The organism is Anaerovorax odorimutans, assembly GCF_024459955.1.
In the GTDB taxonomy this organism is placed as follows: Bacteria; Bacillota; Clostridia; order Peptostreptococcales; family Anaerovoracaceae; genus Hominibacterium; species Hominibacterium odorimutans_A.
Genome location: NZ_JANFXK010000018.1, coordinates 55,177 through 69,780, shown reverse-complemented (window position 1 = coordinate 69,780; position 14,604 = coordinate 55,177). Strand labels below are relative to the sequence as shown.

At 48.4% G+C, this 14,604-nt stretch carries 11 protein-coding genes; 9 read left to right on the top strand and 2 right to left on the bottom strand.

Translation table 11 applies throughout. From position 1 onward, the window contains the following. Positions 1 to 18 precede the first annotated feature (18 nt). Entirely contained in the window at positions 19 to 1,131 is a 1,113-nt protein-coding gene (gene spoIID / locus NE619_RS14490; protein WP_256133165.1) for a stage II sporulation protein D, read from the bottom strand. A gap of 187 nt (positions 1,132 to 1,318) precedes the next feature. Here spoIID and NE619_RS14485 point away from each other — a divergent pair, with 187 nt between their 5' ends. The 4 genes from NE619_RS14485 to NE619_RS14470 all read left to right on the top strand — a co-directional run bounded on the left by NE619_RS14485 (position 1,319) and on the right by NE619_RS14470 (position 5,928). Beyond that, positions 1,319 to 1,990: a response regulator transcription factor gene (locus NE619_RS14485; protein ID WP_256133164.1), complete on the top strand. Its 672-nt coding sequence runs from the start codon at positions 1,319 to 1,321 to the stop codon at positions 1,988 to 1,990. Positions 1,991 to 2,002: 12 nt separating this feature from the next. Further along, complete coding sequence (locus NE619_RS14480) at positions 2,003 to 3,025, top strand: sensor histidine kinase (protein WP_256133163.1); 1,023 nt, start codon at positions 2,003 to 2,005, stop codon at positions 3,023 to 3,025. 100 nt (positions 3,026 to 3,125) lie between these two features. After that, entirely contained in the window at positions 3,126 to 3,893 is a 768-nt protein-coding gene (locus tag NE619_RS14475; protein WP_256133162.1) for an ABC transporter ATP-binding protein, read from the top strand. Continuing rightward, positions 3,883 to 5,928 (top strand): FtsX-like permease family protein, encoded by a 2,046-nt coding sequence (locus tag NE619_RS14470; RefSeq protein WP_256133161.1) that lies wholly within the window; start codon positions 3,883 to 3,885, stop codon positions 5,926 to 5,928. Before NE619_RS14475 ends, NE619_RS14470 begins: the two co-directional genes overlap by 11 nt. A gap of 94 nt (positions 5,929 to 6,022) precedes the next feature. Here the strand turns inward: NE619_RS14470 and NE619_RS14465 are convergent, their stop codons facing one another. Continuing rightward, positions 6,023 to 6,853, bottom strand: coding sequence for an Rpn family recombination-promoting nuclease/putative transposase (locus NE619_RS14465; protein WP_256133160.1), 831 nt, complete (start codon positions 6,851 to 6,853; stop codon positions 6,023 to 6,025). 693 nt (positions 6,854 to 7,546) lie between these two features. Between NE619_RS14465 and NE619_RS14460 the strand changes: the two genes are divergently transcribed. From NE619_RS14460 to NE619_RS14440, 5 genes are all read left to right on the top strand, one after another. Beyond that, positions 7,547 to 8,836, top strand: a complete 1,290-nt coding sequence (locus tag NE619_RS14460; RefSeq protein ID WP_256133159.1) for an O-acetylhomoserine aminocarboxypropyltransferase/cysteine synthase family protein — start codon at positions 7,547 to 7,549, stop codon at positions 8,834 to 8,836. Positions 8,837 to 9,131: 295 nt separating this feature from the next. Continuing rightward, positions 9,132 to 10,055: a homoserine O-acetyltransferase MetA gene (metA, locus tag NE619_RS14455; RefSeq protein ID WP_256133158.1), complete on the top strand. Its 924-nt coding sequence runs from the start codon at positions 9,132 to 9,134 to the stop codon at positions 10,053 to 10,055. Between the two features lie 253 nt (positions 10,056 to 10,308). Further along, on the top strand, positions 10,309 to 10,431 hold the full coding sequence (locus NE619_RS14450) for a hypothetical protein (RefSeq protein ID WP_256133157.1): 123 nt from the start codon (positions 10,309 to 10,311) through the stop codon (positions 10,429 to 10,431). A 176-nt stretch (positions 10,432 to 10,607) separates the two neighbouring features. Further along, on the top strand, positions 10,608 to 11,405 hold the full coding sequence (locus NE619_RS14445) for an EcsC family protein (protein ID WP_256133156.1): 798 nt from the start codon (positions 10,608 to 10,610) through the stop codon (positions 11,403 to 11,405). A gap of 1,249 nt (positions 11,406 to 12,654) precedes the next feature. Continuing rightward, positions 12,655 to 14,604: a fructose-1,6-bisphosphatase gene (locus NE619_RS14440; protein WP_256133155.1), complete on the top strand. Its 1,950-nt coding sequence runs from the start codon at positions 12,655 to 12,657 to the stop codon at positions 14,602 to 14,604.

Below are 14,604 nucleotides of genomic sequence, written 5' to 3'. Positions count from 1 at the left end.
AACCTTTACTCAATATTTTTAAAGAATTACTGTGCCGCTGTAATAGTGGGACAGTATTTCTTTGTAATTGTAACCGGCTTTGGCCATACCGTTGGCCCCGTACTGGCTCATGCCTACGCCGTGGCCGGAACCGGTGGTGGTAAAGGTGATCGTGTTTTTTGAAGTTGTGATCTTAAAGTTGGCTGAATAAAGGCCCAGGGCCTGCCGCACCTGGATGCCGGTAACCGTGCCGCTGCCGACTTTCATTTTTTCCACCCGGCCTCCATTGCTGTGTGATTTAATTTTTATATTGTCCGCCGTAACCGTACCAAAGCTGATTTTTGGGTAAGCGGCCTTTAATTTAGAGGTGAATTCTGAGATTGACATGGAGGTGCTCTCATTTTTGTGGGTCGCATCATCCTCATAAGGGCTTTCCACACTCACCAAATAGGGGACGGCTGCTGAAAAAACATCTTCGCAGTTTTCCGTTTTTCCGCCGCTGGAAGAGTGGAACAGGGCTTGTTCTACCAGCTTGCCATTGTAGTACATCAGCTGGCCCCTGGTGTCTTCCACTGCGGCTGAGATCTTTTTCCAGTCGGATTTCATCCATTTGCTGCCCTTGACCTTTTTCAAGTTTTTTTCGTCCTGGAAAACCTGACAGTGGACCGTGTCGCACACGGGGGCCTTGGGATGGGCAGATGGGTTGCCGCTCTTTTTGGCCCGCAGATATTTTGACAGCGAGTATGTACGGGCTGCTACAGCCTGGGCTTTCAGCGCTTCCTTTTCGAAGGTCGAGGGCATTTCGCTGGCCACCACCCCTTTGACATAATCCTCAAAGGCAACGGACTCTGTTTTTCCTATTGATTTGCGGTATACGGTGATTTTCTTGGGAATGGTTTCTTTTTTTATACTCTCGACTACAGGCTTTTGCTCGGTCTTGTCCGCTGTTTTTTCAGGGGCAGCCTGTTCCGGTATGAAAACTTTGGTTATGGTGAAAGGCACGACAACCAGCACAAAGATTACGATGATATGGATGATCAGCAGCGGTTTTAGAAACCTTACCAGCATCTCAGGATGAAAGCTGAAGCTACGTCTTGTCCGTACCCTGGGTATATGAATTTTATTTCTCATCTTTCTGATTTTTCGTCTCATGGTATCCTCCCCAAATAATATACATAATATGGTATGCGGGAGGGGAGGGTAATTATGCTTTAAGAATTTTCGTATACAAAAAAATGCGGCCTCGAACCTGTGAAGAGGTTTACCCGGCGCATTTTTCCTCTTTATCCCCTGCTGATTTTGTGATATGGTCTTATATATAACACAACAGGAGAGTCTTATGTATAAAATTATGATTGTCGAAGACGATGAAACCATCCGCACAGAGCTGCAGCTGATGCTTAAAAACGCCCTTTATGAGTCGGTGGCTGCCACAGAATTTACCGATCTGCCGGAGCAGATTAAAAAAGAAAGTCCCGATCTGGTGCTTTTGGATATCAATCTTCCGGACCAGAGCGGCCTTTCTGTCTGCCGCAAACTGCGCCAGTTTTCCGATGTTCCGGTGATTTTCGTCACCAGCAAAAACACTTCTATGGACGAGCTGGAATGCATCACCTCCGGCGGGGACGATTACGTCAGCAAACCCTATCAGGCCCCGATCCTTCTGGCACGAATCGCAGCGGTCCTCAAACGGACGGGTAAAAAGAACGAGCAGGAGGTGACGGCCATCACTTATAAGGATGTCACCCTGGATTTGCTGGCCTGCACTGTTTCCTATGAGGGGAAGGAAAGTGAGCTGTCGAAAAACGAGTTTCGGATTCTGACCTATTTGTTTTCCCATACCGGGCAGGTGGTTTCCCGCATGGACCTGATCGAGTATCTGTGGGACAATCAGGTCTTTATTGACGATAATACCCTGAGCGTGAACATGACCAGACTCAGAGGAAAGCTGGCAGATATCGGCGTTGCCGATCTGATCGAAACCAAGCGCGGGCTGGGCTACAAGCTGTGAGGAGTGAGACGGATGACCATTTTTGAATATCTGAAAGACCGGATGCCGGCGCTGCTTGTGAATTTGTCCGCTATGCTGGCAGTGGCCGTTTACCTTACGGCAGGAGGGGTGGATATAAGCATGACGATTCTGCTCCTTGTGGGCTGGGCTTTCCTGCTGGTGATTTTTTTTGCCTGCAGGTATGCGCGGAGAAACCGTTATTTTAAGGAGATAGAGGCTATTTTTCATCAGCTGGACAAACCCTATCTGCTGGGAGAAGTCATGGGCAGGCCCAGCCGCAGCGAGGATAAAAAATACCGGGAAATTATCCGGCGCTCCAATAAGTCGGTCATCGAGGCCATTCGCAGGCTGGAGGATGAGCAAAAGGAATACAAAGAATACATTGAGAGCTGGATACACGATGTGAAGCTGCCCATAACGGCTGCGGCTCTGGTCTGTCAGAATCAGACCGAGCCTGATGCCAAGGAGACGGCCAGAAAGATCCTGCCGGAGCTTTCCAAGATGGAAAATCTGGTGGAATCGGCGCTGTTCTACGCCAGGTCCGATTCGGTGTACCAGGACTATCTCATAGAGGAAACGGATCTGGAAGAGGTGATAAACCAGACCATTGCCAGAAATAAATCCTTCCTGATCGCAAACAGGATGACCATTGAGGTGGACTGCTCCTGCGGCAAGGTTTTCAGCGATGGCAAGTGGCTGCAGTTTATCCTCAGCCAAATCCTGATCAACGCGGCAAAATATAAAAAGGAAGACTGCGGAAAGATCCGGATTTTGGGGCGGGATGTGAAAAACGGCGTGCGGCTTTCTGTGGAGGATGAGGGCATCGGGATCAAAGGGAGCGAGATCAGCCGTATTTTCGACAAAGGGTTCACTGGGACCAATGGACGCAGCAGAGCAAGATCTACGGGGATCGGACTTTATCTGTGCCGTAAGCTGTGCCGCAAGCTGGGAATCGAGATCAGCGCAGCGTCAGAGGAAGGCCGCTATACCAGAATTGACCTGACCTTCCCCAGAAGCGATTATTACGGGATCTGAGTTATCTTTCAAATCTGTAAGATTCATGTAAGCGTAAGCGATACATCGGGCGCGGGTCCTGCTCTATACTTTAGATATCACAGAGAAAGGAGATACACAAATGAACGGAACGATCAGAATATGTGATATCGAAAAATATTATGGAAGCAAGGAAAATGTGACCAAGGCGGTAAACCGGGTGAGCTTTGAGGTGCAGGAGGGGGAATTCATGGGAGTCATGGGCGCTTCCGGCTCAGGAAAGAGTACGCTTTTGAACCTGATGTCCACCATCGACAAGGTTACCTCCGGGCACATCTATTACGGAGATACGGATATTACGGTACTGAATGACGATGAGCTGGCTCAGTTTCGAAAAGAGCGGCTGGGCTTTGTTTTTCAGGACTTCAACCTGCTGGACACCCTCACCATTGAGGAAAATATAACCCTGGCCATGGCGCTTCACAAAAAGCCGGCTAAGGAAATTCGCAAGAGAACCGATGAAATTATGCAGCGCCTGGGAATCGCAGAGATTGGGGCGAAGTTTCCCCATCAGGTTTCCGGCGGGCAAAAGCAGCGGTGTGCCTGTGCGCGGGCGCTGATTAACCGGCCGCAGCTGGTCTTTGCCGATGAGCCTACCGGCGCGCTGGATTCCAAGTCAGCGCAGATCCTTCTTTCCACCTTCAAAACTATGAATGAGGATCTGGGAGCGACGATTTTCATGGTGACCCATGACGCTTTTTCCGCCAGCTATTGCAGCCGGATTCTCTTCCTCAGAGACGGCGAGATTTTCCATGAGCTGCGAAAGGGTGAAAAAAGCAGAAAGCAGTTCCTCGATGAGATCCTGGAAGTGCTGTCTCTCACGGGAGGTGACCTTTCCCATGCTGAGTAAACTGGCTGCTCGAAACGCCCGCCGTTCCATGCGGGATTACCTGATCTATCTGGTAACCATGGCTGCGATCGCAGCGCTTATGTTCGCCTTTGATTCGATGATTTTTTCAGAGGATATCCTCAAACTGTACGTCCAGGGCGGAGGAATGATGGCGGCCATGATCGCTATAGCTACTTTTTTCATCATATTTATCATCGCCTGGCTGATCCACTATATGATCCGCTTTATGCTGGAAAAAAGGAGCCGGGAATTCGGAACCTATATGCTTTTGGGGATGAAAAAGAAAGAGATCAGCAAGCTTTTTATACGGGAAAACGGACTTTTGGGAATCGTAGCTTTTCTGCTGGGCATCCTGCCGGGAATCTTTTTGCAGCAGGTGCTGACGGTGATCTTTTACAGCATCTATGGCAGGCAGTACCATCTGTCGGTCCATGTCAGCGGATGGGGCTTCCTGTTGACCATCTGTCTTTACGGGCTGGTTTATTTTTTTGCCCTTTTGAGGAACAAACGGCAGTTTAAAAAGATGAACATCCACGACCTGATCTATCTGGACAAGCAGAATGAGAAGCTGCACGAAAAGACACGAAAGGCTTCCTCCGTCTGGTTCATTGTTTCGCTGATTTACTTCGTGATCTTCGCGGTTTTCCTATTTACAGGAGAATTTACTCTGGCCAATGTGTGGCCGATGATCGCGGTGCTGATTGTCTGCGTCTACCTCTTTTATGTAGGTTTCTCCGGCATGGCCGTTTCCTATATCGAACGCAAAGGCAAGCGGGTCTACAAGGGCTCCAATCTGTTCCTTTTCCGCCAGATGGCTTCCAAGATCAAGACCATGCGGTTTACCATGGGGACCCTGACCATTCTCTTTACTGCGGCGCTGATCGGCTGCTCCGTGGCCATGATGTTCGGCGATTTTCAGCAAAGAGAGCTGGATGCGGAGCTTCCCTTCGATGTGATCGTATTCAGTGATCAGACAAACGATGATTTTACAGCCCAGCGGGAGGTCCTTGAAAAGGAAACAAAGGTCAAGGATCAGATGATTTACCGCATCTATGAGAACGGGAGCACGGCAGCAAACGACTATCTCTATGAGAATCTTCCTTATTTTCAGCAAACAAAGCCCTTGAAGGAGAAGTACCCGGATGAAGGGGAGAACGAGCTCTTTGACTATGATACTTATATGAAGCTTTCGGATTATAACAAATTGCGCCATATGCTGGGATTTTCAAAGGTCAGCCTGGATGAAGATCAGTACCTGATTCAGACAAAGGAACGGATTCGGGATACGATGGAAGGATTTGCGGAGGAAAAGCCTTTGCGGGCAGGCGAAAAAGAGCTGAGCTGCAAAGGAATCTCCACAATACCATTTTCACAGAGCGGAGAAAACGGGGCGGATTATTTACTGGTTGTGCCCGACAGTGCGGCAGCATCCATGAAACCGTTTTACTCGCTGATGGCTGTGGATATCGTAGGAAAGGCTCCGAACGGACTGCAGGAAAAGCTGGCCAAGACCCAGAATTATGAAGATGAAGATACGAGCCGGATGAATATGCGCATTACCTGGGGATTCGGGACCAATCAGGTTGTGACCATGGCAGATACGGTTCTGGTGCAGACCAATCTGCTGGAGCAGACCCGCTTCATTATCACGGCTGTCTGCTATCCGCTTTTCTACATCAGTATTGTGTTCTTATGCGTGGCAATGACGATCCTTTCCGTGCAGCAGCTGGGTGATGCGGCAAAATACAAATTCCGCTATCAAGTGCTGAGCAAGCTGGGACTCAATGAAAAGGAGATCGACAAAGTGGTGCTGAAACAGCTTTCCATTTACTACTTATGTCCGGTGCTGGTGGCGGCGGTCATGAGCGGAGTGATTTCCGTCTTTGCCAGCCATAAGTTCATCTTCTATACGGGGATAAACACACCGGTGCTATTCTATTACGGCATCTCCCTGGCATTTTTCATGGGTGTGTATCTGATCTATTTTATCGCGACTTATATCGAGTTCCGGCGCAATATCTGGTCGGGACGCTGATAAACAGGTTATATTAAACAGAGAATATTGGTCCGGCAGTTTCCAGGGAATTGCCGGACTTTTTTTGCGGAAAGCGCCGGGGACTCTTAGGGGATTATAGTGCCTCAATCTCCTCAATACTCAGCTTCGTGACCTTCGAAATTTCCTCCAATGGTCTGCCCAGCTTTTTCAGTTCAACAGCCATTTCCTTGTAGGCTTTTTGCTGGCCATCTTCCCGGCCTTCTTTCAGTCCTTCTTCTCTGGCCTCCTGCAACTCCAGCAGCCTTTCCTCATATGCGTTCATGTATTTCACTCCAATCTCCTCGCTGGATCGGATTTGTTCGATTTTTTCCTGCATGTTCAGAATCCTGCTGCTGGAAGAATGCTCCGCCACTTCTTTGGATGTCTCTTCAAAATATCGCAGCAGGGCGATCAGTTCTTGGCTGATGCCCGCGGGGTCGGTTCCCCTGGTGTTGAGGAAGATCCTGGTGGCTCCGTCATCCAGTTCCAGCCCGGGCACTTCCTGGCAGGCCATGCGAAAGGTGTAACGGTACAGGCCAAGCCCGAACAGGTCAAAGGGCATAATCATAATGATGTACACGTCGTTCATCTTATTGTATTCGATGTCCCCTGACTCCAGCAGCTTGCTGTCGATGAGTCCGTTATACAGCCGAGTTCGCCTGGGCAGGTTGTGGGTGTTTTTCTTTTGAACTTCCGCATCGTAAATGGTTTCATTCTCATCCATGGCCCACACATCCATGCGGATCTGGCGGCTCCAGGCCGCCCGGCGGCCTTCCTTCTCGGTCTGGGGCAGATGCTTCAGCACGATATCTTTTCCCAAGATAATTTCCAGCATATCCTGCAGAATCTCCGGGTCCTCCACGGCTTCGGCAAACAAAAATCGATCCAGTAAATTTAAATCCTTCAGTTCTTTCTTTTTCTCCAATTTCTTTCTCCTTTTAGTATAGCAGTTTGTTTGATGAAGGCAAGAAAATCTTCCGTACCGTACATGAAAATAGTACAGTATACGAGTCAAGTCGCAGCAGGGTTATGATCTTGCCGCCGAATCGGCTTTTTTCGAATTTGCTCTGCGACCAAGGTATTTCTTTGGGGGTAATGGTCGCAGGACTTGCTGGTAAAATTGGAATTTGGTCGCAAACCCAAAAACAATCTCTGCTCTCCGCCGTCTCTGGACTGCGCTCAGCTAGGAAGAAACGTCTGTCTGATTTCATGTTATAACGCGCTAAATTGTTTCCGGATCTTTTATCCAAAAAAACAGGCAAAAGCGGACATTTTTGCAACGTTTCTTACCCTTGCGGGACAATCTTAAGTGGAAATTTTACAAAAATAAATCTGGAACACCCGCAAACCCACAGATTTTATCCGCTCTGGTCCAATTTCAGAGCAAAAAGCGCCAGTCAGACAGGCCATCTTCTCACCAGACAGCTCGCATCGTACAGCCCAAAATATCCCATATATTTACATGTAATATTTTACCATTTGACAGCTGCGATGTCAACCGCTTCGGAAAAAGAATTGTTTTAAACAAAGACCTAAGCCCCCACAACTTCCTTGTCATTTCCCAACAAATGGTGTAATATATTCAGTATCTATACAAAGGAACAGGAGAGATACGATTATGACGAAAGAACGGAAACCGGCATTTGAAACAAAATGCGTTCACGGAGCATACAAAGCGGGAAGCGGTGAGCCGCAGGTGCCTCCGATTGTTCAGAATACAACTTACCGATATTATAATTCGCAGGACGTTGCGGAGCTTTTTGATCTGGAAAGTCCCAATTTCATGTATACAAGACTGGCAAGCCCAACTGTTAAAGTTTTAGAAGAGAAGATGGCGCTTTTGGAAGGCGGAACGGCAGGAATCGCTACTTCCTCCGGGCAGGCGGCGACGCTGATTACCGTGCTGAATCTGTGCAATGCGGGCGATCACGTGATCTCGGCTTCCAATATCTACGGAGGAACCCACAATCTGCTGGGTGTTTCCCTGAAAAAGCTGGGAATCGATGTGGATTTCGTGGATCAGGATCTTCCTGCTGAGGAAATCCTCAAGCTGGCAAAGCCCAATACAAAGGCGGTGTTTGGCGAATCTTTGGGAAACCCGGCCCTCAGCATTCTGGATTTCGATAAATTCTCTAAAATTGCCAAAGAGATCGGCGTGCCTCTTGTTGTGGACAACACGCTGGCGACTCCGGCGCTGTGCCGGCCGCTGGAACTGGGCGCGGATATCGTGATCCAGTCCACGACCAAGTATTCCGATGGACATGCCAGCTGTGTAGGCGGCATGATTGTGGAAGGCGGCACATTTGACTGGGGAGCATCGGACAAATTCCCGGGCCTGACGGAGCCGGACGAAAGCTATCACGGCCTTCGTTTTTATGAAAAATTTGGGCAGACGGCGTTCTGCACCAGGCTGACTGCTGTTCTGGTTCGCGACTTCGGCTGCGCCATGGCGCCGCTCAACGCTTACCTGACCCATCAGGGCTTGCAGACGCTGCACCTGAGAATGGAGCGCCACTGTGAAAACGCGCTGGCGCTGGCGAAACATTTACAGGAGCATCCGATGGTGGACTGGGTGACTTATCCGGGACTGCCGGGCGACAAGTATTATGAGCTGGGACAGAAATACCTGCCAAAGGGAGCCAGCGGTGTGCTGTGTTTTGGCGTAAAGGGAGGCAAGGAAGCAGGCGAAAAGTTCCTGGAAAACCTGGATCTGACCAGCATTGTCGTGCATGTGGGAGATATTCGTACCTCCGTGCTCCATCCGGCCAGCACCACCCACAGACAGCTTTCCGAATCCGAGCAGATCGCGGCAGGAATCAGTCCTTCACTGATCCGTGTATCCGTGGGATTGGAATCCATTGACGATATTATCTACGACTTTGACCAGGCATTGGATAAAGTGAAATAGCATTTTTCACCAATCTGGGGGCCGGGACTCGTATCCCGGCAGCTTGACTTTTATCCAAAATCGAAAATATCCAACAGAACATAAAAAACCGAGGAAATGATACTTTCAACAAAGAAAGCGGTAGAATCTTTGTAAAACTATCAAAATAACGCAATTGAAATCGCTTGATTGATAGTTAGCCGCTTTCTGTTTCCTGAATCACGATAAAACTATCAAAATCAGGCTATCCTCTTGCCGCCATTGATATTTGGGCGTGTGGGGACCGATAATATTACAGCAGAAATGAGGGAGATAGATGCCTTTAATTATACCAAATCAATTACCGGCAGCCGAAGCGCTGCAAAAAGAAAATATTTTTACCATGGACCGGGCCAGGGCTATGACCCAGGACATTCGTCCGCTGAAAATCGTCATCGTTAATCTGATGCCGACCAAGATCGCGACGGAAACCCAGCTGGCGCGCGTGCTGGCCAACAGCCCGCTGCAGGTGGAGATGACTCTGGTGCAGATGGATTCCCATGAATCCACCCATATTTCCCAGGAGCACATGGATGCTTTCTATAAGACCCTGGACGAAATCAAGCACGAATATTTTGACGGTATGATTCTGACGGGAGCACCGGTAGAACAGATGCCCTATGAGCAGGTGGACTACTGGAAGGAACTGTGCGAGATCTTCGAGTTCTGCAAGACTCACGTATACAGCAATATGTTCATCTGCTGGGGAGCACAGGCGGCGCTTTACTATTATTACGGTGTCGATAAGCACCTGCTGGATCAGAAGGTATTCGGCGTTTTCGAGCACCGGGTAACCCGCGCTCACAATCCGCTGATGCGTGGATTCGACTCGATTTTTTACGCACCCCATTCCAGACATACGGAAATCCGCAGAGAAGAGGTTCAGGAGCATCCTGAGCTGCGGATTCTGGCCGACTCGCCGGAGGTGGGACCCCACATTATTTCCACGGAAAACGGACGGCAGATTTTCGTGCTGGGGCATCAGGAATACGACAAGGACACCCTGGCCGGCGAATATTTTCGGGATATCAATAAAGGTATGGATATTCAGGTGCCGGCCAACTATTTCCGGGACGATGATCCGGAGCAGGAGGTTCTGTTCCGGTGGCGTGCCCATGCCAACCTGCTTTTCTCCAACTGGCTCAACTACTACGTTTACCAGGCAACTCCGTATAACATTGAGGAATTGAGCGGAAAATAGAAGACTGCCAATCCGTAGCTCCTGCCGCAAAGACGTTTGCTGCAGCAATGGAATTTCTGTGGTGATGGTGATACGAAGTTCGTTTTATCTCATATAAAGATATGGACCCTCTCCGATTTTTGGAGAGGGTTTTTGAATATCTGGACTTCTGCGGAATTGACAATAGCGGATATCCTTTTGCTGGTCAATGGTTCGGTCTTTTGGTATAATAAATAACAAGTGTGTATCTGATGAAGGAAAGGAGACCTCTATTATGAAAGAAAAAGAGAAAATGCCAAAAGGCAAGCGGGGCGCGATCATATTTTGGGCAGGAGTTGTGATACTTCTTGCCGCGGTGCTGATTAACTACAAGTTTACAGGAAGGCTGCCGGTCTGACATATTGAAAGAAACACGCAAAGGCTCTCTGCTGATAAGAAGGCAAGAGGGCCTTGCTTTTTGCCTGTTTTGCTGGCCGCTGTGCCGGCAGTTTGATATAATGGGGGCAACAATCGTTACGAGCCGGGCGTGTACTTTGGTATGGGCCTTATACAAAAGTGAGGAGGTCAGAGGATATGGGGCTGCTTGAGAGAAAAACCGCCTGGGAGAAAGAATGGCAAAAGCTGAAAAGGCAGGAAGAGCGGTTTCTGAAAAAACATGCGCAGAAAAAAGATACGTTCCTCAATCAAACACTGGAGGGAAAGATACCGGACAAATTGCAGGATACCTTGGATGCTGCGTTTATCAAGGCATTTGGAATCGTTTTCCAAAAGGGGACAGGAGTTATAGAAAAGACCTACCGCAAGGAAAAGCGGGAAAAGAACTATAAAGTCAGGGAATACGCAGCCGATGTGCAGGAAGACCGCAGGACCTTACGGGCTTTTTCCAGAAACGCACAAGGTACGGGAAGCGTGAATTTGCTGCTGTCGGGCGTTTCCGGTGTCGGGCTGGGCGTTCTGGGAATCGGTGTCCCCGATATTGCCCTGTTGACTGCAATGATGCTGAAAAGCATCTATGAAATTGCGCTCAGCTATGGTTACGATTATGAGTCTGAGGAAGAGCGTTATTTCATTCTGCTCCTGCTGCAAGGGGCGGTTTCCTATGGACAGCGGGCGGAAACCATCAACCGGGATGCCGACGGTTTTATCCGGGACCAAACCCTTCCGGAGCACTATGACCAAAAAGAGCAGATTCGGGAGACGGCGGCATTGTTTTCAAGAGAACTGCTGTACCTGAAATTTCTCCAGGGGATTCCTGTCGTTGGAGCAGTAGGCGGTGCTTACAATACGGTTTATATGAAACGAGTGACCGAGTATGCCAATCTAAAATACAAACGGAGATTTTTAAGCGGAAGAGCAGAGCTGAGCATATAATATAACGGAGAGAATGCCGGTCTGACATACTGTCTTAACGGGTCAAAATCAAGGCTGCGTAAAATTACCAACAATTACCGGTTTCTATTTAAAGCCTTATCATATAGAATAGACAACGTACTGTATCAGCAAATGTTCATCACACCCGACTTTAAAATTCTACATACAGTGCCAGGAAAGGAGTCTTTTAACAGGGACTCTTTTTTTGCGCCATGCGGCCGGCGTTTTGCCTATCAGCAGGCAGCCCGGTAGATGAGGTTTCTCCGCAGGCTATGGCCTTGCGACCAAGACGCTTTTTTCGGGCTGATGGCTGCGGGATTTGTCAGGAAGGTTGGATTTTGGTCGCAAATCCGGCCGCGGTAACTTTTAAAAAAATGATGGAAAGTTACGCAAAGTTGCGGGTTCTGCGGGTGCTCGAAACCGTAAGAAATGAAAATTTGTGCTGAAAGGCGTTTTGAAGGCCGCAGATCGTTGAGAAATGCGTAACTTTTCGAAAAAATCCGGAAAAGTTACCGGACCTGCCTGTTTCACCATTCTGTGCCTTACGGCAACGCCGCTTTTAATTGAGGAAAATAGTATAACTTGCGAGCTGTCTGGCAAAGAAGATGGCCTGGCGCTTTTTGCTTTGAAATTGGACCAAAGCGGATGAAATCTGTGGGTTTGCGGGTATTCCAGATTTATTTTTGTGAAATTTCCACTTAAGATTGACCGGCAAGGGTAAGGAACGTTGAAAAAAGATCCGCTCCTGCCTATTTTTCTGGACAAAAGATCCGGAAATAATTTAGCGCGTTACAATGCGAAACCCCAGATAGACGTTTCTTCTTAGCCGAACACAGTCCGGAGGCAGGATCATAACCTGCTGCGACCTGACTCGCATAGTATACAATATTTTCGCAGAAATCAAGCACACAAACCGTATGGTAATCATACTATAGAGTAAATGTTTGTATCTTTGACATTTTACACTCCTTTAAATGAACGCACGAAAGCTCTCTGCCGCTGAGGTAAGAGAGCTTTTGCATTACCGCGGACAAAACGGATTTCAAAGCTTTAAAAGAAAAGAAGCCGGCCGCAAGATTATCCGCCGGAGCTAAATATCCTCATTGCGGTGGTAATTGACTTATGATAAAATAAAATAGTCTATACAATTTACTTACTTTCCATACTATTTTCTCCAATTGGAAGCGGCATTGCCGGCTCAACTGGTGAATATCGTATAATTTTATGATCTGAGGAGAAGGGAACAGATATGATTGATGAACAATTCTTAAGGCATTTGTCAAAAGATTATCCGAACATAAAGGCGGCTTCCGCTGAGATAATCAACCTGAGCGCGATTCTGGCATTGCCCAAAGGGACCGAATATTTTCTGAGTGACCTCCATGGAGAGCACGAAGCTTTTATCCACATGCTGAAAAGCGCTTCCGGCGTCATTCGTTCAAAAGTAGATGAGATCTTCGGGCCTGACCTTTCCAGAGAGGAAAGAGCGGGACTGGCTGCGCTGGTCTACAACGCGGAGGCTGAGCTGAAAAGAAGAAAGGCTTCCGAAGCTGACTTTGACAAATGGTGCAGATCGGCTATCTACCAGCTGGTGGAGATCTGTAAGTCCGTATCTACAAAGTACACTCGTTCAAAAGTACGTAAGAGACTTCCCAAATACCTGGCTTACAGCATGGATGAACTGCTTCACGCCGACGATGAGGCCAACAAAGCACACTATTACAGTGAAATCATTGACTCCATCATTGAATGCCGGGTAGCCGAAGAGTTTATTATCAAGCTGGCCAACCTGATCAGCAATCTGGCCGTAGACAGGCTTCACATTATCGGCGATATCTGGGACCGGGGCGCGCACCCGGATACGATCATGGATTTTCTGATGGATTATCATGACGTGGATTTTCAATGGGGAAATCACGATATTGTGTGGATGGGAGCTGCCACAGGAAACTGGGCCTGCATTACCAATGTTCTGAGAATGAACATCAGTTATAACAACTTCGACATGCTGGAAATCGGGTACGGGATCAATCTGCGGCCGCTGGCGATCCTGGCTTCAACCATCTATGGCGACGACCCGTGTGAATATTTCAAGCCTAAAATCCTCGATGAAAATGAATACGATCCGGTAGATGAAGATCTGGCGGCCAAAATGAACAAGGCAATTGCCATCTGCCAGTTCAAGGTGGAGGGCCAGCGGATCATGGCGCATCCTGAGTACAAGCTGGAACACAGAATGCTGTTGGACAAAGTGGATTATGAAAATGGCACCATTGAGATCAAGGGCGTTACTTACGAACTGCGGGACAAGAACTTTCCAACCATTGATCCGGAAAACCCGTATGAGCTGACAAAGGAAGAAAAGGAGACTCTCCAGTCCCTGGAGGCAGCGTTCCTGCAGAGTGAAAAGCTGCAGAAGCATATCCGCTTCATGTACAGCCACGGCAGTCTTTACAAGAGCATCAACGGAAACCTGCTGTACCACGGATGTATTCCAATGACAGCGGACGGAGAGTTCAAAGAATGTACGGTCAACGGCGTTACCAAAAAGGGCAAGGCCTACATGGACTATCTGGACGAGCAGGTGCGAAAAGCTTATTTTGTGCCCGACGAATCGGAAGAAATCGGAAGATCGGGAGATATCATGTGGTATCTGTGGCTCAGCAACAATTCGCCGCTGTTCGGCAAGGATCAAATGACGACCTTCGAGCGCTGCTTCATTGCTGACAAAAAATCACACAAAGAGCATACGACAGAGTACTATAAGCTGATCAACGACAAAGCTGTCTGCGAAAAGATACTGGAAGAATTCGGCCTGGATCCGAAAACTTCCCATATTCTCAACGGACATGTACCGGTGAAGATTAAAGACGGTGAAAGCCCGGTTAAGGGAGGCGGCAAGCTGATTATTATCGACGGCGGAATTTCCAAGGCTTATCAGAAGCAGACGGGAATCGCAGGATACACCTTCATTTTCAATTCCAGGTATATGGCTCTGTCGGAGCACAAGCCGTATGAACCGCTGAAGGAGGATGGGACGCAGGTGTTCCATACGCCGCAGATTACTACGGTAGAGACGCTTCCAAAGAGAATGACGGTCCGCGACACTGACCAGGGTAAGGAGCTGGAACAGGAAGTCAGGGAATTGCAGGCATTGGTGAACGCCTATCGGACCGGCCAGCTGAAAGAAAGCTTTTAA

Excerpts from the sequence above, each read along its gene's own strand:
- spoIID (WP_256133165.1), bottom strand. The coding sequence starts at position 1,131 with ATGAGACGAAAAATCAGAAAGATGAGAAATAAAATTCATATACCCAGG.
- NE619_RS14485 (WP_256133164.1), top strand. The coding sequence starts at position 1,319 with ATGTATAAAATTATGATTGTCGAAGACGATGAAACCATCCGCACAGAG.
- NE619_RS14480 (WP_256133163.1), top strand. The coding sequence starts at position 2,003 with ATGACCATTTTTGAATATCTGAAAGACCGGATGCCGGCGCTGCTTGTG.
- NE619_RS14475 (WP_256133162.1), top strand. The coding sequence starts at position 3,126 with ATGAACGGAACGATCAGAATATGTGATATCGAAAAATATTATGGAAGC.
- NE619_RS14470 (WP_256133161.1), top strand. The coding sequence starts at position 3,883 with ATGCTGAGTAAACTGGCTGCTCGAAACGCCCGCCGTTCCATGCGGGAT.
- NE619_RS14460 (WP_256133159.1), top strand. The coding sequence starts at position 7,547 with ATGACGAAAGAACGGAAACCGGCATTTGAAACAAAATGCGTTCACGGA.
- metA (WP_256133158.1), top strand. The coding sequence starts at position 9,132 with ATGCCTTTAATTATACCAAATCAATTACCGGCAGCCGAAGCGCTGCAA.
- NE619_RS14450 (WP_256133157.1), top strand. The coding sequence starts at position 10,309 with ATGAAAGAAAAAGAGAAAATGCCAAAAGGCAAGCGGGGCGCGATCATA.
- NE619_RS14445 (WP_256133156.1), top strand. The coding sequence starts at position 10,608 with ATGGGGCTGCTTGAGAGAAAAACCGCCTGGGAGAAAGAATGGCAAAAG.
- NE619_RS14440 (WP_256133155.1), top strand. The coding sequence starts at position 12,655 with ATGATTGATGAACAATTCTTAAGGCATTTGTCAAAAGATTATCCGAAC.